19 protein-coding genes and 1 pseudogene are annotated in these 19,737 nt (G+C 56.5%); 7 read left to right on the forward strand and 13 right to left on the reverse strand.

The features are described 5' to 3' along the window. The 5 genes from LGR54_RS00610 to LGR54_RS00630 all read left to right on the forward strand — a co-directional run bounded on the left by LGR54_RS00610 (position 1) and on the right by LGR54_RS00630 (position 5,069). The gene (locus LGR54_RS00610; protein WP_230360050.1) at positions 1-1,272 is read left to right on the forward strand and encodes a hypothetical protein; all 1,272 of its coding nucleotides are present in this window, start codon (positions 1-3) and stop codon (positions 1,270-1,272) included. Further along, complete coding sequence (locus LGR54_RS00615) at positions 1,272-2,426, forward strand: hypothetical protein (RefSeq protein ID WP_230360051.1); 1,155 nt, start codon at positions 1,272-1,274, stop codon at positions 2,424-2,426. Before LGR54_RS00610 ends, LGR54_RS00615 begins: the two co-directional genes overlap by 1 nt. Before the next feature lie 148 nt (positions 2,427-2,574). Then, entirely contained in the window at positions 2,575-3,123 is a 549-nt protein-coding gene (locus LGR54_RS00620; RefSeq protein WP_230360052.1) for a hypothetical protein, read from the forward strand. Further along, on the forward strand, positions 3,120-3,803 hold the full coding sequence (locus tag LGR54_RS00625; protein ID WP_230360053.1) for a hypothetical protein: 684 nt from the start codon (positions 3,120-3,122) through the stop codon (positions 3,801-3,803). The genes LGR54_RS00620 and LGR54_RS00625 overlap by 4 nt, the downstream gene beginning before the upstream one ends. A 42-nt stretch (positions 3,804-3,845) precedes the next feature. Further along, a complete protein-coding gene (locus LGR54_RS00630) occupies positions 3,846-5,069 on the forward strand; it encodes a DUF3644 domain-containing protein (protein ID WP_230360054.1) in 1,224 nt (407 codons plus the stop codon). A 417-nt stretch (positions 5,070-5,486) separates the two neighbouring features. On the opposite strand, the gene LGR54_RS00635 is transcribed toward LGR54_RS00630, so the two are convergent. From LGR54_RS00635 to LGR54_RS25905, 3 genes are all read right to left on the reverse strand, one after another. After that, positions 5,487-5,660: a hypothetical protein gene (locus LGR54_RS00635; protein WP_230360055.1), complete on the reverse strand. Its 174-nt coding sequence runs from the start codon at positions 5,658-5,660 to the stop codon at positions 5,487-5,489. 152 nt (positions 5,661-5,812) lie between these two features. Beyond that, positions 5,813-6,493 (reverse strand): uracil-DNA glycosylase, encoded by a 681-nt coding sequence (locus LGR54_RS00640; RefSeq protein WP_230360056.1) that lies wholly within the window; start codon positions 6,491-6,493, stop codon positions 5,813-5,815. After that, complete coding sequence (locus tag LGR54_RS25905; RefSeq protein WP_370638129.1) at positions 6,490-7,173, reverse strand: nucleotide pyrophosphohydrolase; 684 nt, start codon at positions 7,171-7,173, stop codon at positions 6,490-6,492. Before LGR54_RS25905 ends, LGR54_RS00640 begins: the two co-directional genes overlap by 4 nt. A 303-nt stretch (positions 7,174-7,476) precedes the next feature. On the opposite strand from LGR54_RS25905, the gene LGR54_RS25910 reads away from it, so the two are divergent. Together LGR54_RS25910 and LGR54_RS00650 are read left to right on the forward strand one after the other, a co-directional pair. Next, the gene (locus LGR54_RS25910) at positions 7,477-7,554 is read left to right on the forward strand and encodes a hypothetical protein (protein ID WP_370638130.1); all 78 of its coding nucleotides are present in this window, start codon (positions 7,477-7,479) and stop codon (positions 7,552-7,554) included. Between the two features lie 280 nt (positions 7,555-7,834). Next, a complete protein-coding gene (locus LGR54_RS00650) occupies positions 7,835-10,027 on the forward strand; it encodes a metallophosphoesterase (RefSeq protein ID WP_230360058.1) in 2,193 nt (730 codons plus the stop codon). A gap of 16 nt (positions 10,028-10,043) precedes the next feature. Here the strand turns inward: LGR54_RS00650 and LGR54_RS00655 are convergent, their stop codons facing one another. The 10 genes and pseudogenes from LGR54_RS00655 to LGR54_RS00700 form a co-directional block, all read right to left on the reverse strand. Then, entirely contained in the window at positions 10,044-10,634 is a 591-nt protein-coding gene (locus LGR54_RS00655; protein WP_230360059.1) for a hypothetical protein, read from the reverse strand. Further along, positions 10,634-11,113 carry a hypothetical protein gene (locus LGR54_RS00660; RefSeq protein WP_230360060.1) on the reverse strand — a complete coding sequence of 160 codons (480 nt, stop codon included), beginning with the start codon at positions 11,111-11,113 and terminating at the stop codon, positions 10,634-10,636. Before LGR54_RS00660 ends, LGR54_RS00655 begins: the two co-directional genes overlap by 1 nt. Before the next feature lie 424 nt (positions 11,114-11,537). Continuing rightward, a complete protein-coding gene (locus LGR54_RS00665) occupies positions 11,538-11,735 on the reverse strand; it encodes a type II toxin-antitoxin system RelE/ParE family toxin (protein WP_370638131.1) in 198 nt (65 codons plus the stop codon). A 312-nt stretch (positions 11,736-12,047) separates the two neighbouring features. Beyond that, positions 12,048-13,685 carry a hypothetical protein gene (locus tag LGR54_RS00670; RefSeq protein WP_230360062.1) on the reverse strand — a complete coding sequence of 546 codons (1,638 nt, stop codon included), beginning with the start codon at positions 13,683-13,685 and terminating at the stop codon, positions 12,048-12,050. 146 nt (positions 13,686-13,831) lie between these two features. After that, positions 13,832-14,163 (reverse strand): annotated as a pseudogene (locus tag LGR54_RS00675) (transposase); the annotation flags it as partial. A gap of 371 nt (positions 14,164-14,534) precedes the next feature. After that, positions 14,535-15,566 (reverse strand): hypothetical protein, encoded by a 1,032-nt coding sequence (locus LGR54_RS00680; protein ID WP_230360063.1) that lies wholly within the window; start codon positions 15,564-15,566, stop codon positions 14,535-14,537. A gap of 54 nt (positions 15,567-15,620) precedes the next feature. Next, positions 15,621-16,343 carry an SDR family oxidoreductase gene (locus LGR54_RS00685; RefSeq protein WP_230360064.1) on the reverse strand — a complete coding sequence of 241 codons (723 nt, stop codon included), beginning with the start codon at positions 16,341-16,343 and terminating at the stop codon, positions 15,621-15,623. 35 nt (positions 16,344-16,378) lie between these two features. After that, entirely contained in the window at positions 16,379-17,704 is a 1,326-nt protein-coding gene (locus LGR54_RS00690; RefSeq protein WP_230360065.1) for an FAD-binding oxidoreductase, read from the reverse strand. Continuing rightward, entirely contained in the window at positions 17,701-18,162 is a 462-nt protein-coding gene (locus tag LGR54_RS00695) for a GtrA family protein (RefSeq protein WP_230360066.1), read from the reverse strand. The genes LGR54_RS00690 and LGR54_RS00695 overlap by 4 nt, the downstream gene beginning before the upstream one ends. Next, complete coding sequence (locus LGR54_RS00700) at positions 18,163-19,572, reverse strand: UbiA family prenyltransferase (RefSeq protein ID WP_230360067.1); 1,410 nt, start codon at positions 19,570-19,572, stop codon at positions 18,163-18,165. Positions 19,573-19,737: the final 165 nt, after the last annotated feature.

The raw sequence follows: 19,737 nt of genomic DNA on the forward strand, positions 1-19,737 counted from the left end.
ATGGGAACGGCGAGCGACAAGGAAATCAAGGGCGCGTGGGTAATCCACCACGGTCGCAAGCTCGTTCTGGATGTGAACGGGCCAGCGGAGTTTCCCGCCATTAACGAGGCGGCGAAGGCCGCGACCCTCCTCACTAAGCTCGGCCAAACAAACCAGGCAACCGTCACCAAGCTTGAAGCGCGCGCTATCGCTGTGGCCTCGGGTCTCGATCCCCGGTTGGAGCTAAATGGGCTTCTCCAGGTGCTTGAGCGCAAGCGCCTGATCGACCAGTCCAAGGACGACATCTCTATTCTGGGCGTCACGACGCGCGGCTCGCTTGGTCATGCCACCGACATCTACAACGAGGCCGAGCCGAGCACCTACGAAGAAGCGTCAATCACGCTGGCGGAAGTTGCTTCGGAGGCACCCATCCGGCGCGCCGATGTTTCGCAACGGATCGGCGATACGCACAAGCTCACCAATGCTCAGGTCGGCGATTTTCTCGATCGTGCCGAAGGCATCGGATTTGTCGACAAAGAGGGTGATGGAAACGACCGGCTGCTGTTTAACGGCAACCTTTTCCGCCGGTCGTCCGTCGTCAAAACCCAGAAGGTACTAACCTCCCTCACCGATGCCGAACAGCGTTTGATCAGCGAGATCTCCGAACAACTGTCCAAGAGCGGATGCTTGAGCGTCCAGCACGTTGAGCACGTTCTGTCGAAGCCGCTCTTCGAGAAGCTGGTTGCGGCAGCCGTCTATGATCTCAACGAGGTCACGAACGAGCAGGGCAGCCATGTCTACGTCACTGCACCCGCCGCCTTTCATAAGTTTGTCGATCCGATGGTTGATGATTGCTTCGACATGGCGAAGTCGCTTGTGGCGGCGCTCACCTACGGCATGGTTTCTCGGTCATCCTCCCAAGGCCGGATCACGCAGCTTCCTGCACTTGTGAGCAAGCTAATCTCGGGCCGTGAGGTTGGGCCGACAACTTCCATTGGACAGGACTATCGGGTTCTTGAGGTCAACGGCGTCGTCAAGCTCCGGCGTGACGCGAATTATGCTAATCGTTACTATCTGCGGCTGCTCAAGAGGGAGGTAGGAGAGCTTGCGTTGCAGGTGCTTACGCAAGGTAATGCCTATGCCCAATCTCTAGCCGATCTGCCCAGCGCGCCCATGGCAGGATACGTTGGCCCCGAAGAGAGCCGAACCTCAATTCGTAAGAACCAATCCCCGTTGAGCAAGCGAGCGACGCGGGACGTGCTTGAGGCCGTTCGTGGCGGGCGGGTGCTGTGATGAACGACAAGGTGCAAACGCCCAAGGGGGCTGTGTTGGAGGAGGTGCTGCGCGCCTACTTTCTGCGTGCCGGTTTCTTTGTCATTCGCGGGGTTCCGTTTCGCTTTGCGGATGAAGACCTTACTGACGTCGACCTTTGGTTGTATGAGCGTCCGACCGGCACTTCTCGGCGGGTGCAGATTTGCGACATCAAATACAAGCAACGCCCAAAGGCAGTTGAGCGCATCTTTTGGACGAGTGGGCTAGCCGATGCGCTAGACGTTGACGGAGCATATGTTGCAACGACCGATAAGCGTAAGAGTCTACGGTCCGTAGCAGAGAAGCTTGATCTGCAACTGATCGATGGCACAGACATTCAACGCATTCAGAACAGCCAGGCCGTGCTCTACTCGGAGCGAATGGGCGATGAGCAACTGATCGCCGAATTGCAGGCAGTGGATAAGGGCTTCCGAAACAAGAACCTGCAGGACGCACGATTTGATATACTATCGGCTCTCTCGGAGGGTTTTGGCGCTCCGTCCGCAGTCAGAGCTTTGGAAGGCTTCTCCCGGTTGGCTACGGCCGCCGTTGCTTACCACCCTGACTCACAGGCCGCTCGTTCGGCTGGCCGCTTGGCCTACCTTGCTGGGGCCATCGCCTGCCAAAGCCTCGATTACGTCAGCGTCGGCGCGGCATTTCGAACAATAGACGAGAGGCGGGACTTAATCCTGCGGGCTGTGCGGCTGGGTGCATTGGGCAATGACGATGGGCAGCAGACGCTTCGCTTGGCTATGGCGCTGGTCGAAAAATACGCGCCCGGTGGCAGGGGAACCGCTATGGCAGTAGAAGCCGGCTTAAAGCGGGATCTGGATCAAATCCCCGCTGAGATCGTCGCGGATCAAGCGGTACGGCTCCTAAAATCGGACCAGCTTTTCGTGACCGGGCGCGAGCTTGAAATGGCAAGCTACCACATCGCGCTGCCGACGTTTGACGGCCTCAGCGTCCAAACCAAATCGATGCTCGGAGCACTTCTCGACTATGCCAATGTCGATCGTCAACGATTCGCGAATGCATGGAAGTCTAACTCCAGCGCCACTATCGCATCCGCCCAGGCGATGACTGAACAGGTTGATAAGGACGCTTCATCGCAAGCCTCTCTTTTCGGAGAGGAATAGCTGTGATCGCGGTGATCAACATGGGTGGCCGGACATCCGATATAGCCGCCGTCAAGGGGGGCTGCGCTTTCGCGAGCAAGCAAGTATCTTATTTCCTATGTTCAGACCCGCGGTTGGAAAAAACGAACTCATATCGCTCATCGAGGAGATGTCTGAACTCGATGTGGCGAGATTTCTCTATTTTCAGGAAATGGCGGCTACCTATCTGTCCGTTGGCAAATTCGAAAGCATGCTGATCTCAGCGATGCATATGTGCGATCGCGTCAAGGTTCAAAAAGCCCTCGGGCTGGACGAAGATGCGTGGGCACTGTCAGTCGCTAAAAAGTCTCAGCTTGAAGGATCGACCCTCGGCTCCCTGATCAAGATACTCGAACGCCATAACGTCGATCCGGCCGACATCGCGTATCTGCGGTGGATCAAGGATAAGCGGGACTACTTTATTCATCGACTTTTTCACGACCACGCTTGGCCTGGTGAGATGGACGCAGAGAGCTGCCAATTCATGAGGCGCCGCCTTCTCGCGATCCAGCTATGGTTGGAACGGGGAGAACGTAAAATCTGGCGCATTTTCGAACGCGCCGGATTTATCGAGCTGGATCACCTCGAAGATGGGGGATTGCTCGTCATGAATAGCGGGATCTACGACCTGATCCAGGCGGATATCACTAAGCTCGGATCTGAAGGAGCTGACGCTTGAATCCGGATCTGAAAGATATACCGGATCGCATTCTCAACCTCGCGATCGGCGCGCTCAGCCAAGCTAACACACACGCTGTCTATTCCGATCCTGGCCGGGAATATTGGGATCATATGTGCATTCTCAATGCGGCTCACGCAGGTGAGCTCTTTTTAAAGGCAATTATTGCGCGAGAGCATCCACTCCTAATATTCAAAGATCTGTTCAGCTTGGACGACAACAAAGGCAAGCTTCTTGATATAGAAACTCTGATCAGACGGGGTCGGACGCACGATTTTGAGCGGTTGCCCCAGGTGCTTTGGGCGACGACAGGCAGACGAATTCCTAACCGAGAATGCTACGAGCGGGTGAGGTTAGCGCGCAATTCCATCCAGCACTTTTGCGCGCCGGAGAAGGACGATCTTCGGGCCTTATCACTCGAGTTCATTTACACCATTATCGATCCGCTCATTATGGAGGTGTTTGGTTTATTCGCGATCGAATACCATGAAGATCCAAGCGTCGGGTACGACTATGTCGTCAGCTCGCTGCTCGGCAGAGAACTCAAGTTTAGCATTCCTGACGATTTTACGATCACCGAAATCAGTATGCCGGAGGTACTCGGAGGCACGAGTGCCAAATATAAAAACTGGATCAAGAAGCAGGTGACGAAGATTGGAAGGCTTGACCTCCTATCGTGACGTTGCGGAATGTGATCCAATCTTGGAAGGGGGAGATTGGGCATGGCGCAAAGGCCGAAACGCAATGCGGCCAACAAACTGGAACGTTGGGAAATCGCGCTCATTAAGCGCATGATCTCAGCAGGTATTTTGAACGATCAGGACATCCTTGCCTATTTCACGCGGCCAACTCGTAGCATCAACCACGCGCGGATTGCCGAAATTCGGAATCAGGCAAAACACCGCAACGTAGCGGCTGCCAGCCAAGCAGAGCTTGGGGCATTTTTGCAAGCGTGGCCACAGATAGATCCGGTCACTGGAGCTCACCTGCGCGGCGACGAGTTGCTTGTTAAAGCGCGCGAAGCGATGCTCCAGGCGGTGCAGGGCTTCAATAATCCTCGCGCATATTTTAAAAGCGAAATGTTCATCGTCATCGCGGTAATTGCTTACACTTACCTTCTTCACTGGCACTACCGTCGAAGCGGCGTCGACATCCGCTACAAGCGAGCGGTGGACGGTGTGGAGACCGTCTTGAAGACGCGGCACGGAGCAGACAAACATTGGGAGCTGGAGGCGTGCATCGACTACGCCGAATGTCCTCTCGATGCTCCAACGATTGCGAACCTCAGGTTTTTGATCGCTATTCGGCATGAGATTGAGCACCAGCTAACCAACAAGATCGATGATACGATCTCAGCGAAGCTGCAGGCCTGCTGCTTGAATTTCAACCGGGCTATAAAGGAGATTGCGGGCGCGCAGCACGGCCTGGACCGAGATCTATCCCTCGCCTTACAGTTCAGCGGTATCAGCAGAGATCATCGTAACATCCTGCTCTCCGAGACGGATATGCCGGCTCACATCCAAGCAGCTCATACTGAATATGAGGATGGGTTGACCGACGAGATGGTGGCGGATCCGCGCTATTCTTATCGCGTCGCCTACATCGAGCAGGCCGTGAACTCGCGAGGGAAGGCGGATCAAGTCGTTGAGTTTCTACGTCCGGGTACTGAGAAGGGTGACCATGTTCGACTGGCGTTGAAAGAAGTCGAAAAACCGAAGCTTAAGCCGGGCCAGATCGTCTTTCTGATGAGAGAGGAGGGCTATCCTCGCTTCAATTTGCATCATCATACCCAGCTTTGGCAGACGGCGGACGCTAAGGCTCCAGGCAAAGCATTTGGGACGACTCTGGCTGATGGCGCTTGGTATTGGTACCCAGCGTGGGTCGACCAAGTGCGAGCGCATGTGCAGGCAAATGGAGATCGATATGGGCCAGGGCCAGCCGGGTGAAGAAATCGAGCGCCTTCGCGATGCGCATGATCAGTGTACTGCGATACCGTGCCAAACCTCCGAAATGGCCGCCGTTAGCCGCCCAAATGCCGCCGATAGCCGCCGATAGCCGCGTAGTGCGGAATATCTGTATAATAATCAGAGGTTTATGATGATGTCGTAGTTCTCATCTTCATCGGGCGCTGCCCGCCAGTTAATTTCATCAAGTAATTGATTCTGCTTCATTTTCAGCGTCGTCGCCGACGCAACATCGCCATTTCGCCCCACATTTTTGATTTGCTGTCGCCGCCTTTTACATTCGCATGATACCCTGTCGTGGGTTGACCTTGAACGGCGACGACCCAATGTCGCGGTAGCGCCAATATGCCTATGCCCTCCGTCAACTCCGATATGATACGGAGGACAAGGCCATGGCGCTCAAACTTCTCGCTGCAATCCCTTGCCGTATTCGGGCGATGTGAGCTTGAAAGCCGCGGCAACGCCGAGCAAACCTGCCGAATGTGAGCTGAAGGCCATCGGCAACAAGCCGCCGATCCTACTCCAGAATCTCAGCAGAGCATCCATCTCACCGCCGTGATCAAAGGCCGGCACTCTAACTCCGGCGATCCAGCCATTGGTCTCGGATTAACGGCGCCTGGCTCCATCCAAATTCGGACGAAAATCAGGGTCGCAGGTCAGAGAGATGTCCACGTGACGCTTGACTTTACTCGATGTCACCCGCCGCCAAGGCTTGCTCAACAGCTTCAAAATAAAGGAATCTGCTGCAGGCTTTTCGAGCGCTTCACTGGCAATGAGTAGAGGCGGGAAATGCCTTCGATAAACTCTGACTGTCCACCGTAGCTGGGATGCCTAACGCACGCCGCCTCGAAACCAAGTTCCGTCAGTGCCGACTGAGCATCGCGGCCAATTGCGACGAGCTGCCGGGGCCGAAGTGTATCAACAAGCCATTCCATGAGAAATCGCGTCGCATACCGCTCAGAACGCTTGTGAGTTCGGTTGGACATCGGCGCACCAGCATCGTGAGGATGCAGGGGGAAAACATTCCACAAGAACACCTTGCGGTTCACGGCCGAAAGCGTGTCCCAGACCACCCTTGCAGTGCGTTCTGATAAAGCAGGTCCACCCGTCGAGCGCGAAAGCTCATCCACACCCATCATGGCTGCATAAGCCTGCAAGTGCATCTCATCGGTTAGCGCCAAGCCAGTTCGGCGCCCTCCGCGATAGCCCAAATCGCGTGCTATCCACATGGAGTCCACGCCGGTCTCCAAGGAGGCGTCAATTACCTTGCGCAGATTGTCCCGCCGGGTCGCGGCAGCCCCCGGAAGATCATGGTCAGCATCTTCGTCACTATAGGGATTAAAGGCGTTCTCGAATTTCAACGACGAGATATGGTCCACAAACGACCATGCGGATTGACCAATCATTCCGGTGCCTGGAACGTAAGGGTGTGTGCGTTTAGGTCGGCCGTCACCGTGCCGCCCCGATGTTCTCTGAGCTCCCGGAATACCCGAAATCCGTCCAGGATCGCCATCTCCCATTGCCACATTGGCAACTTGTCCACTTCGTATCCGCACACAAGCTCCTTGATCGCCTTCAGCAGGTGGTAGTCGACCGCGGTCACGTTCCGGAAAAATTGGTGCCGTTGACCGTGGTTGAACACCCATGTCGAGATGCCCTCCTCAATGAGCGAAGCGCGCGCGCCGTCCTCATTTTCATCAACTGCCGGGTCACTCTTCCGCTTGACCCTCAGCAGTCCCCGCAGAGAGGGTGACCAACCGAGGATCGCAGCGTAGGAGAGGTGGAAGACGTCGTGGAAGCGATAGTCGTCGGGCGGGTGCCGGTTATCGGTGACAGCGTCACCGATCTGGACGCCGTCCATTTCTTGGATCACTTGGACCCGGATGCCAGACGTTTCCTCGCGAAATCGCATGCGAATGACACGGGGTAGCCGTTCTTTGGCCGGGTACTTCTCGTCGAAGTGCTCCGGCCAGACCTTCTCCAGCGGCCAGCGGCTGAGCGACTTGGTGATATTTTTCCGGGCTGCCGTTTCGAGGCTGACGTTCACATCTCCCGCCGCCGAGATCAACAGCCGGAAAATCTCCACCAGATGGGACGATAGCGCATCGCGATTCCGCTCAATCCTACCCTGATAGTGGTCCTCAAGCAGGAGCCCAACCTTGCCTGCAAGCGCCAGAAGGCCGCGTTCGACGACAGCGGCCGGCTGCGGCCACTGAGCGGGCGAAATAAGCTTCTGCAGCTGCTCAAATGTCAGGCTGGCATTGGCGTCGTCCCAGTTTGAGTAGCCGGCGCTGGCTCGGTGAGCGACCTCGCTGAGCAGCAAACCAGCGCGTGAGGCTGCGTTGGCGAAGTACCATAGCGTGTCGCCCAATTCTTCGAGGGTCGATTCATGGTAGGCTTGGTAAGCGTCCTTATCGCGCTGCTTCTTTTTGAGCTCGCTCAGCAAGCTGCCAACCTCGCCGTATAGACCCAGCAGCACGAAGCTCAGGCCGTCCATGCCCGGCTTGGGGTTCTTGTCGGTTTGGCGTGTGAAGCCTTGATATTCGTCCAGGGCGAGCGGCGCATCGAGGCCAGCAAACAACGAATGTTGGTTGCGCAGAAACACCGTGTCCGCTTCTCCGAACATGAAGAATCCCTCCGCTAGTCTTTGTAGGCGATGCCGGTCCCTTTGAGAATCATGAATCGATAATTTATACCGGTACCATGCTCCGCTCGCGTTGAGTTGTGATCGTTCTTAGGGAGGGAAAATGACCAGAGACGCGGTGTTTCTACATGTTACCGACTCGCATCTCGACGGCGGCATTCAGGTCATCAAGCGCGATGATCACAAGGAAAAAATCCAAGGCATCGATCACGCGACCAGAGATCATCTCTTGAAATCGACATTTGAGCGGGTTGCAGAGATCCTAGCCGCAAGGGGCATCTCTCTGGCTGGCGTTATCTTTTCCGGAGATGCAACCGACAAGTCGAAGCTGGAAGGCCACATCCACCTGTACGAGCTGATACTTAGCTCTTTCGGCCGATTTGGGGTCTCTACCAAGAATATCGTAGCCGTCCCAGGCAATCACGACGTCGTGCGTGGCTCCAAACCTAGCTCTCGGGAACGCTATGAACGCTTCAACAAAGCGTGGCGCGAGACCGGATGCATTACGCCCTGGCTCGACGGGCTTGATACGAGTTTTGCGCTCTCCGCCAAACACTCTCTCGCATCGTCGGACGGCGATTGGCTGATTGCTCCGATCAACAGCAGCAACTGGTCTCAAATTCGGCTCGACCTCACCGACAAATCGCTGGCGGCAGTTTGGGACAAACTTCACGAGATTCCTGAGTTGGATGCTCTAGGGCAAGCAGCCGTGAGAGAAGGCCTCGACGGCTTGTTGCACGCCGACATGGCGCGTGTGTCGGAGGAGCAGCTTGAGTACGTCCGCAAACTCATCGCGACTTCGAACGTCCCAACGCATGGGCACCAGCTCAGAATCGTGGTCCTACATCACCATCTGCGCTCTCCCGGCTTACGGGAAGAGGTCAAGCCTTTCGCCGATCTCACTAACCTCACGCTGCTGCGGACTTTCATTCGGCAGCAGCGGATCGACGTCGTTATTCATGGCCACAAACACGAATCCACCGTTGCTTACGATTACATAGACAACGATGCAGGCGATGATCCTCATAGGACGCTGGTGATATCGGGCGGTAGCCTGATTGGAGAAGATGGCGGCTACCCCGTGCGCCTGCTCACATTCAAGGGAATGCCATCCACGCCGGAGGTTACAGTCGAGGAATTTGGTATCCCGCGAGGCGGTACTACGACCGAGATCCGGCAGGAAAAAACGCGGCGCCTTTGGCAAGTTGAGGAGAAATTGCCCGGTGGGCCCGTCGTTCTTCAAGGTGCCGACATCGATGTGCTGTACGATCGCGCTATTAAAGTCGTTGCCGATGGGCATGGAGGCGGCCCGCTCATAGTGCACCTCGATGCTGAAGACGCTCCCCACGGAAATCTTCCACTCCCTCGCCGTTATGAGGTTCCGGGAATTGAGGATGAAGCACGCCGCCAAAAGTGGCTGGAGGACCTAGTTCGCTGGTGGCAGGAACCTCATTCCAAGCTTGCAGTACGTCTTCCTCAGGCACACGGCGCAAGGATGCGGCGCTACGGTGGCAAGCTTGATCAGGTGGACCGCATCAAGCGGCTTCTGCAAACGAAAAACACAACGCGAGCAATAGCTATTTTGCTAGACCCGTTTGTCGATTTTGAGAAAGACACCACAAAAGAGGAATTTGCGTCGTTCTGTCTCGTGCAGTTTACACGGCGCCAATCCGCTTCGATCGGTCCGCAACTCAAGGGTGAGGCGGCGAAGCCCAAACTCGACTGCATCGCCTATTACCGAGCCCAGGAATTCCGGCAGTGGTGGCCGATCAACATGGCAGAGCTTCGCCTCGTGCAACGTCAGATCAGCGAGGGGATAGGCGCCCTGCCTGGCCGGATAACGACTATTGCTGCCGACGCTCGGTTCATTTCTACCGCCCCGATGCAGGCGATCGTGCCCATTATTGACCGATGGTCCGACCACGCTCCGGAAACCCTGCACATCCTAGCCAATGCCCTGTTGAGCGATGGCGCCCTCACCGCCAGGCAGGAGGAGGTCGTCGAGGAATGGCTGCTCTCGCTAGATAATCAGCTCTCGGCGACCACGGCATGGAACCCCGATGGCATGCCCGTAGCCCTAGAGGGGCTGGAGACCTTGCGCAGTTATCTCATGAGCTCCGAGCCAGCGACGGATGACAGCAAGGCCATATGCGATCTGCTCGCAAGGCAGATCACAACCAACCGAACTTGGACACGGTCACCGCGGGAACAGACCGATTTCGCCAATTGGGCACCCGCGACGAAAGCTAATCTCGCCGAGATGCGTCAGCTTTCCACAAGGAGAACATCGAAATGATGGCAAATTACCGCCATCATCTCCAATCAGTGGGCTCCGCAATGTAGCCGCGGCCCGGATCGGCAAAAAGCCACGCCGTGAAATGCTCAAGGCCGACGGCTGAGAAATTATTGCGGTGTCCTGGACCCCGTTTGATGAAGCCTTTGAACTCGTCGGGAATGAGCCGAGCGTGCTTGCCGTAGTACGCGAAACTCCGTCCGAGTAAGACGCGCTGTGTCCTGCTGGTATCCCGATTCAGATTGGCCGGATCCGGGCGACCATCCTCTCTGCTATGAAAAGAGTCGGCTTGAAAAAAGCCCCCGCCCGGCAGCGAGTGGTAGATATTGTCGCCATGCCGTTGAGCCATGCTCCCGTGCATTACCGCTCGCTTCCGATGGAAGCGCTGATCACTCCAGTACGCGTCGAAGTCGATGATCTCATCGACACGCATCCAATAGATCAGATGCTGGCTCATTTTATTATGTGCCGTCCCTGTACCTATCACGTGGTCTCCGACCGCCGCGGTCGCGCGGATCATCGGCTTACACGCCGCCAATGAACACCATCCATGAAACGGGTTCGGCGCAAATCCCACGTCATGCTCGATCACATAGGAGTGCAGCCTCATCAGCACTTATTCCGCTTCGTCTTAGGGGCAACTCGCGGCTCGCCCGCTGGCGTGTCCCAAGTCGATTCTTCGTCCGACAGGACAGCCGCTAGCTTCTTTGAATCCCAAACGACAGCGCCAGAGCCAATCTTCCCAAGAATGCTCGGGAGCGTCCTTTCTTCAGCCCCCTTCGGCCAAACTCCGACCGCGCGCCCACCACTTCCGACTGCGCTGCCAACCGCACCTTCCAACTGAGGGTCATCGGCACATTCCGGGGTCAAGACCACGATAAGGGTGACATCGTCCTCCTCGTCATTGACCTCGGTGTCGTTGTCGCCTGCGTCTGACCTTTGGTGCTCTTCATCCTCCTGATCGTCGGCACCATCGCCCGGCGCGGGTTTATCCTCATCAACCTGGACGCAGCCCGCTTCAGCCAGCAACTGATCGAGCTCGTTCTCGTCGACGCCGACCTCGCCCTTCTTGAACACGCGAACCTTCATCACGGCAGCCCCTGTTCATTATATGTTCGTCCAATCTTTCGCCGAGTCTTGTTCAGTAGTCAAACCGGGATGCTTCGTAGGACTAGGTGGCTTTGGTGTTTCCCAGGACGAGATTGAACGCGATAATGCGCCCAGTAGCGACTAGATGCCGGACCGAAGGCAGGCCTCACAGCCGCCAATTAGACCAACCAGACCCAGTCAAGCTGCTACCTCACACTAGATGGAACACCTAGAAGCGGGCACTCCGGGCGTCAGCTCCGACTGCCCGATGTTTGGCGCCGCTGCCCAGCCTCGAAGTAAACTGCCGAAAAACAGGATTTTCAGACGCGACACTGAGGATCGCCCGACATCGGCTTCCTGACCTGGCATTAAAACACTGCCGATTTTTAGAGCTGCCGAAGGTGCCTTCAACGGCATATGTACCTTAGAGCAGTTTTTCCCATTGTCGCGTACCATGCACGACACGGACAATCTCGGCCCCCTCGTCGGTTTCGCGGTACAGAATGAGGTAGTTGCCGATGGAGGAGCATCTCAGTTCGGGCCGAACCTCGGGCTTGGCGACGCCGATACCCGGCATCTCCCCAATCCGCTGGCAACGGCGGTGACCCCACGGTAGGCAAATTTACTACCGTGGGTAAGGGTAGATTTCCCATGCCATGTTCGACGAACACAGGCAGCGACAGGTAACCAAAAACATCGCGCCTTCGTTTTCGTATGGCCGATCAAACCGACAAAGTTTTTCGTGCGTCACTCTCAGGGTGGCAGGTTCGCCACGAGTTGCCATGAAGGCCGTCACCGAAAACACCTGTTTTTCGGTATGGTCGCACCGAGGCGCTGGATCGCTGATGAAATTCATCGCTGCGGGGGCTGACCGACCGCTTTCTGGTGTCTGGTTGTCCTAATCGGATCCCGTGTGACGTGCACTTAACGGCGGCTAGGCGGCCGCATCCTTAGGCTTGGGCTTCAGGTTTAAATTGACCTTCGCGCAGCCGCAGCGGGCTGCTTCCTTGGTCTTGCCGGTATGCACGACGTATATCAGGTCGCCGCAGGCATGGCACTCAAACTCGCGCTCCAACTGTTTGAAGGCGGCAATCACCGGCGCAAAATCCTGTCGCTGGAGGTTGGCCCATTCGTTGAAATGGACGGCTGGGTTGATTTCCCATTGCTCGCTTTGCGATTGGGTCACGGCAGCGGTGAAGTCCGTATGACAGCCGTTGATCTCCTCAACGCGGGCTTTGTCGCCCCAGCTTTGCGCGGTCGTTTTTGCCTTCTTGTAGAGTTCGTTCATCGCGCCGATAGCGGCGGGCAACAGGTCGCCCAGCTCGTACTTGCCATCGCTGCGATACTCGACGCGACCGCCTAGGCGCGCGCACCACTCCGCCGCGGCATATTCGAGGTAATGCCGTAGCTGACCGGCGGCGGCGCGTATCTCGTTGTTGGCAACCAATTGATCGACCTCCGCCCATACGTCGATTTGCTTCCATTCCTGTGGACCGTGATCGACATGCCATTTGCGGAAGGTAATTGCACTCTTGCCCGCAACAAGCTTGCTGCTCTTCATGTGATTCAACCACACCGGGTCGTGGGTGGTGAGCACAAACTGGGTTTTCGGAAACTTGGTCCTGAGTAGGGTACAGACTTCGCGCCGGTGCCCGGCATCGACAGACATCAACACGTCGTCCAGCACGGCGAAAGTGAACTGGTCGCCAAGCAGGTGCTTCATCAAGGCGAGGTATAGGCACAGGCCCATGCCGTCCTGATGTCCTTCGCTGTGATAGGCACCAGGCGGAAAAAAGCCCTTGCCGTAGAAATCAACTTCGAAGCCGAGCTTGCCGAGCGAGGGCGTTAATTGCGCCTCAAACTTGCTTTCGTCGTCAGCGTTGATGTCGCGGTAGTAGCCGCGGAACTCCGTCTCCACCTCATTGTAGATTGCCTCGAGCGCTTTATCAGTAGCCGTGCCATACAACGCGTGTACTTTGGCGGCGGCGTCGGTTTTAGCCTTCCCCGACGCATATTTTGTCATCGCATGACGCCACGATTCCAAGCGTTCCTGCCCCACGGTCAGGAAATCGCGTGCTGCGTCGCGGTCGGTCGGCTCGGGCAATGCCTCGACGCTCGCGGAAAGCATGGCGATATGTTCAAGCGCCGGTTGGACGTCCGCCCAGTCGGTGTCGAGCGCCGCGATCGCGTCATCCAGCGGCAGGAAATTGCGCAGCGCTTCGGCACGACGATCAGCTTCGTTTGCCACCACCGCGAACGGCTCAAATGCGAGCGGGGTAGGCAGGTCGCGGGCATAGACAGCTAACTGCCGCAAAATCGGTCGCAACCCTTCCAAAGCGACGGCGACGGGCGCAATCAACTCCTCGACTCGTTTGCGTTCGGCCGCGGCCGCTTTCAATTGCTCGCGTTGGGCCTCGACCACGGCGCGAAACTCGGCGGGTTCCCACTCGGTTTCGCAGACGGGGCAATGTTCTTCATCGAAAAGAGCAAGGGCAGTGGCAAGCATCCCATCGCGGGTCAGGTCGGCAAGTTTGGCCTCGTTCTCTTTTAGCGCAGTGAGCGTATCAACCACGCCCGACCATACCGCTTCGGTTTCTGGCGTTTTAATCGCTTCAAGCGAGGCAAGCCCATTGGCAATGTCGGTCTTGGCCTGGACCTTGGGAACCTTAGACGCGGGTAGGCCACTCTGCGTTTCCAGCCCGTCACGAATAGATGTGGTCGCCGCTGCGAGTAGCTCTTCTCTTCGATCGCCAAGGTCACGAACGCTCTTCGCGATCCGGGCTTCAGAAGTTTTTTCCGAGCGCCTCGCGCAGCGTCGCGACGTCCAGCATCGATTCCGCCAAAAGCTTCTTGAGCTTGCGGTTCTCGTCTTCCAATGCCTTAAGCCGACGCGCGTCGGATACCTCCATGCCGCCATAGCGACTGCGCCAGTTGTAGAAGGTGGCGTCGCTGATCCCGTGCTTGCGGCAGATATCCGCCACCGCAATCCCAGCCTGATGCCCCTTCAGCACCGCGATGATCTGCTCTTCGCTGAACCGGCTCTTTTTCATCTCCGTCTCCTTCCGACGGAGTCCAATTCAAACCGAGGGCGCTTCAGGGGGCAACGTCACTGCCTGCGCAAATGAGGCAGGATGGCCCGGTTCACCCGCCGGGTACCGAGCACGTTGACGTCGTAAAGCTCGGCACGCCCTTTGAGGAGGAGAACAAGCGGCTGATCGCCGTCGGTCGAACCAGACTGCAGACCTACTTAATTGGACTAGGCGCTGCAGACTGGGAGTGAGCCTAGTCAACGGCAACCGCCTTCAACCTTTCAACTCTCCACCAGCCATAGGCAGCTGCCTCCGATTAGACGGCGCTACTGGGAAGCGAAGTTAACCGTGGGCTGGCGCCCATCCCGACCAGACAGCAACTCCGGGAACGTTCAGCTTCGCGTGACCACACCAGTTTGGCCTATACCGCCCATCTCCATCATTCGAGCAAAGAAAATAAGGAAAAAAATGGATATCAATGGAAGATACATCCTCGTTTCATTTATAATTCCAAATATAATAATATTTAAAATAATAACAAGATACAATACAATCGAACAATTTATGTAAAAATTTTTAGTTTTTGACATAATAAAAATCAAATACAATATAGATAATAACACCATTAATGTATGAAATATACTTGGTGATACGAAATTATGAAAAAATAAAATCTTAATATTTGATAATATATGGATATGATTTCCAATTACCAAATTTATATTATCCATTCCACCAAATGGTCGCTCTATGAAAAGAAAATCTCGAGAAAATTTCGTGTAAAAAATTCCTACTATCATCAATATAATTGATGATGGTATTTTTAATAAAATATAGTTTTTGAATTTTTTCCTTTCTTTCTCATTACCAAATAATACCCCCGACAACACCACAATCACGTAAAAAATAGGAATAAGTAGAGCTATCTCTCTATTCAAGATCGCAATTAAATATATTAAAAGAAGCCATTCCTTTTCTTTTGAAAATAAAATAACATAGGACACTAATGTAAATACGATAATATCAACAATATCCCACGTATAAAGCCAATAATCTTGCAATACAATGAAAATGTAAGACCACATGCATGCCGCAAAAAGCGCAGGCGGACGCGGAATTCCCTGAAGTCTAAGCAGCAGATAGAAAACAAAATTCTGCACCAGTAGCCCTGCAGCCGTGAAGGCAAGTAGACTCTGCTTGTAAGTCGGAAGCACCCAATCGATAGTAAGGACGAGATAAGGCCCGAGCAAACGGTTCTGAAATGCACGCCAATGCGGACGCCCCTCGGTAACCCCGTACGCAGCATCCACGAGATCCTTCCAATCACCGTGCATCATATATAGCGCACGAAAGGTCAATCCCGACAGGATGAAAATGGCAAAAATGTAGATAAATTCCACTCTACTGAAAAAAATCGTCCGCATTCCCGCCATCCTTTGACAGTAACTATTCAAATAATTCTATGTCGTCGAGAGATTTCATGCCTTTATTTTCTTAAATATGAACTCCGGCAAGTGGCGAATGACCGACATGATCATGCGCCAGATCGCGCGCACATAGACAACGTCACGCTTCTTGGCGAGCGCGACGCTTACGGCATCGGCGACCTCCTCGGGCTGGGCGGTCAGGATGGGCGGTAGTTTCAGCTTCGCGGTCATGCGGGTGGCCACGAAGCCCGGCTTTACTGTCACGATACGGACCGAGGAGCGCGACAGCCGCGCCCGAAGACCGGAGAGAAACGCAGTAAAACCAGCCTTGGCCGATCCATAGACATAGTTCGAGGCGCGCCCGCGCTCGCCCGCGACCGAGCTGATGCCGACGATCACTCCGCTGCCACGGACCTCGAAGCGGAGGGCGACAAGCCCGACGAGAAGGGACGGCGCGACATAATTGGTCTCCATGACCAGCCGCGCCGCCGCCGGATCGTTGGCCGAGGTCAGGTTGTCGCCGAGCAGGCCAACCACGCACACGGCGATATCCGGCAGCCTCGGCAAGCGGTCGAGAAGGGCCGCATGGGTATCGAGGGCCAGGATGTCGAACGTCACGATAGTGACCTGCACCCGATAGCGCAGACGAATGTCCTGCGCATCCGCCTCGATGCGGGCGGCCTCGCGCGTCGTCAGGATCAGGTCCCCGCCCGCAGCGGCATGGCGGCGGGCTATGGCGCTCCCGATATCAGAGGTGCCACCGACCACCAGCATGAGCGCTCCAGTCCTGCGGGAGCCCGTGAATGCATTCATAGGTCGAGCCTTTGCGACAGGAGAGATGAGAAGCGCCGCAACGGATCGAGGCGGGCACGCACGGCGCGAAAGGCATCAACCTCCTCGTACCCGGCCAAGATACTCGGCCCGCCGCGGGCATCCTTGGCCAGATAAAGCCGGCCTCCATGCGCTGCGACCACCCGATCCAGATCGAGCAGCAGATTAAAGGTGTCGGCGCACACCGGAAAGTCGAGCGCCAGCGTGTAACCCTCGCGCGGGAACGAAAGCGAGGCGGGACGCTGCAAGGCAGCCCCAAACAGCTTCAACACTGCAAGAAACGACCCCACTCCCGCCGCCGCGACACGCGAGAGTATGGCGCGCAGGCCGGTGCGGCTTGACGCCATCGGCAGCACGAACTGGTACTGCACGAAGCCATCACGCCCATAGAGCCGGTTCCAGTTGCCGATGGTGTCGAGCGGATAAAAATAGGAAAACAGCGTCACCAGGCGATCGCCGGGGCGCCCGCGACGGTAATAGGCCGCGTTGAATGCCGAGACGGAGTAGCGGTTCAGCATCAGGGCCGGCGGCGAGAACGGCAGCGACATTTTCTGACGCCAAGTCGTCGCGAAGGCGCGCCCCGCCCTCCCGGCCGGCAGTTCGTCCCTCCCCAGATGCTCTCCCAGCATCACCAGCGAGCGCCCTAGCCTTGCTCCCGTCGACAGGCAATCGATCCACGCCACCGAATAGCTAGCGGCACCGTTTGCCTCGAACAGGTCCATCGCCACGTCGAGATCGGCTGCCTTCTCCACCCGCTGCCACACCAGATCCGTCTCGATCCGCCGCATGAAGAAGGCGACCCGGAAAATAATCCCGGTCAACCCCATGCCGCCGAGCGTGGCGTTGAAGATGTCGGCTTCATCGATCGAAGAGCAACGCAACAGCCGGCCATCCGCAAGCGCTAGATCGATCCAATCCACATGATCACCAAACGAGCCGTCGACATGATGGTTCTTGCCATGAACATTCGCCGCCACCATGCCGCCGACCGTGACGAAACGGGTTCCCGGCGTAACCGGCACGAACCAGCCGCGGGGCAGAAAGAGATCGATGAGTTCCGACAGGAGCAGGCCCGCTTCGCAGACCAGCAACCCGGTTTCCTCGTCAAACGCGACAAGCCGGTTCATCCGCCGCATATCTAGTACGCAGACGGCGTTGAGCGCGGCATCGCCATAGGCGCGGCCATTGCCCCGCCCAATGAGACTGGTCGCGTGGCCGATGCATGCCTGGACCTCCTCAACGGCGGCAGGCCTGGCGGGCACGGCTTCGATGCGCGGATAGCCTCCCCAGCCCGAGAGCATCATATGGCATTCTCCGTCGTGGCCCTGGCCCGGGCCTCGGCTTTGACTCCGAAGACGAAACTCTTGTCCAGCTGGTATTTCAGCAGATACCCCACGGCCAGACCAAGCCCGCCGCCGACATACATCCCGGCACCGCCCGGATCGACCATCGAGCCGACGATCTCGGCCGACCAAAAGATGACGGTAGTGACGCCTCCCGTCGCGGTATAGAGGGAGAACCTCCTGGCGTGATGGGCGGCCCCTCGCGAGGCATCGCGAAAGATGTAGTGCTTGTCCAGGACGTATTTCGCCACCAGGCCGGCGCCGGTGCCCACCACCAACGCCACGCCAAGTTCGACCCAGGCACTCAGCTGCAGCACTGCTAGGATCTGCAGCACGATCCATTGGCAGCAGAGATTGATGCTGGTCGCCAGCAGCGCGAACAGCGCATAGAGAGCGGCGATCGTCGTGGCGCGCGTCATCTAGATGCTGATGGCAATCGCGCCGGAGCAGGCCGCGGCACTCAGAAGGCTTGTACGATCGGTCGCGGCGAACACCACGGGGTCGTCATGCATTTCGCCGCGCTGGGTGAGGAGCAAGATTCGACTGATCCAGAATAGCAGGATGATGCAGATGACCCAGAGGCGATCCGGATACGTATAGAGTGCTCGCACGGCGTCGCTATTGAGATAGAGCGCCAGTACAAGCAAGGATACATAACCAGAAGCAGCCGACATGAACTGCAACGCCGGCAGATCGTTCAACCTGTAGGCACGGCCGACCGGATCCTTCCTGTCCTTGCCCAGGCGGTCGATCAGTTCCGAGCATCGCTTGACCAGCGCCAGACAGAAGAAGATGAAGATCGCGAAAGCGATCAGCCAGGGCGACAGCACGATACCGGTCGCCACCGCTCCCGCCCACAGGCGACTGCCATAGAGACAGGCAAGGACGACAACATCGACGAGCAGCTTCTTCTTCAGATGGAATGAATACGCGCAGGTTACCGCATAATATACGACAAAAACCTGAAGAAATGCGACAGGCAACAGCAGGGACAGGAGAATCGAGCAGGACAGTAACACGGGGCACAGGATCACGCCATGGAGAATGGGGATACGCCCGGACGCGAAGGCGCGGTCCTTCTTCCGGCTGTGAGCGCGGTCGCTCTTCAGGTCAAGCAGGTCGTTCAGGACATAGACGCTGGATGCGCCGAGACTGAAGCTGACGAAGGCAATGAGAACCGTCAGGAACTGGTCGAAGAATTGATGGGCCGCGATGGCGGGCACGAAGATCAGCGTGTTCTTCAACCATTGATGAATGCGAATACAGGACAGGTAATCCTTGAGCCGAAGATGCCTCAGGCAGATCGGCTCCGCATGCGGCGCCCAGGTGCGGATCTCCGCCAGATGGGCCGGACGCGCATCGGCGACATAGACATTGCGAGCCTTGCGCCACACATACTTGTCCACCGGGGCATCGCCGATATAGTCGAACCCGCCTTCGCCGAAGGCATCGCACAGCGAACGCGCTTTGGCGCCACCGGCAAGATTGACCGTGCCTTGCGAACCGAAGACACCATCAAAGAGTCCGAGACAATCGGCGAGCGCCTGTGCGTAGCGTATGTCCGCGGCAGAAGCGAGATAGATCTTCCGGCCCTTTTCACGCTCCGCGCCGATGAAACTCAACACTTCTTCATTGAATGGCAAAGTATCGAACTCTATGACAGCCTCATCCGCAAGGCGTGACTTCAGAGCCGCCTTACCTCCCGGGAGCCCCACCAGAGATTTCAGTGCCTTGTACGGGGAAACAGAAAGCAAAACAAAGAAAGATTCCAGCAAAAGGTCCGTACGAATAAGCGTTCCGTCAAGATCCACGACGAGAGGCGGATCCATAGGGCACCCTCCCTTCATTTTCACGGATACGTTGATTGCACGTGTCGGACGAAGACTCATTGGACAGACGTCGATATACCGTAAGGTAAATCTACCTACGTGTGCGCCCCCAATCGGACCAACAGCCTTCCCGAAATGTAGCCGGATTCGCCATTTTGGCGTAGG

Origin of the sequence: Ancylobacter sp. Lp-2 (assembly GCF_020523795.1) — a bacterium.
Lineage (GTDB): Bacteria > Pseudomonadota > Alphaproteobacteria > Rhizobiales > Xanthobacteraceae > Ancylobacter.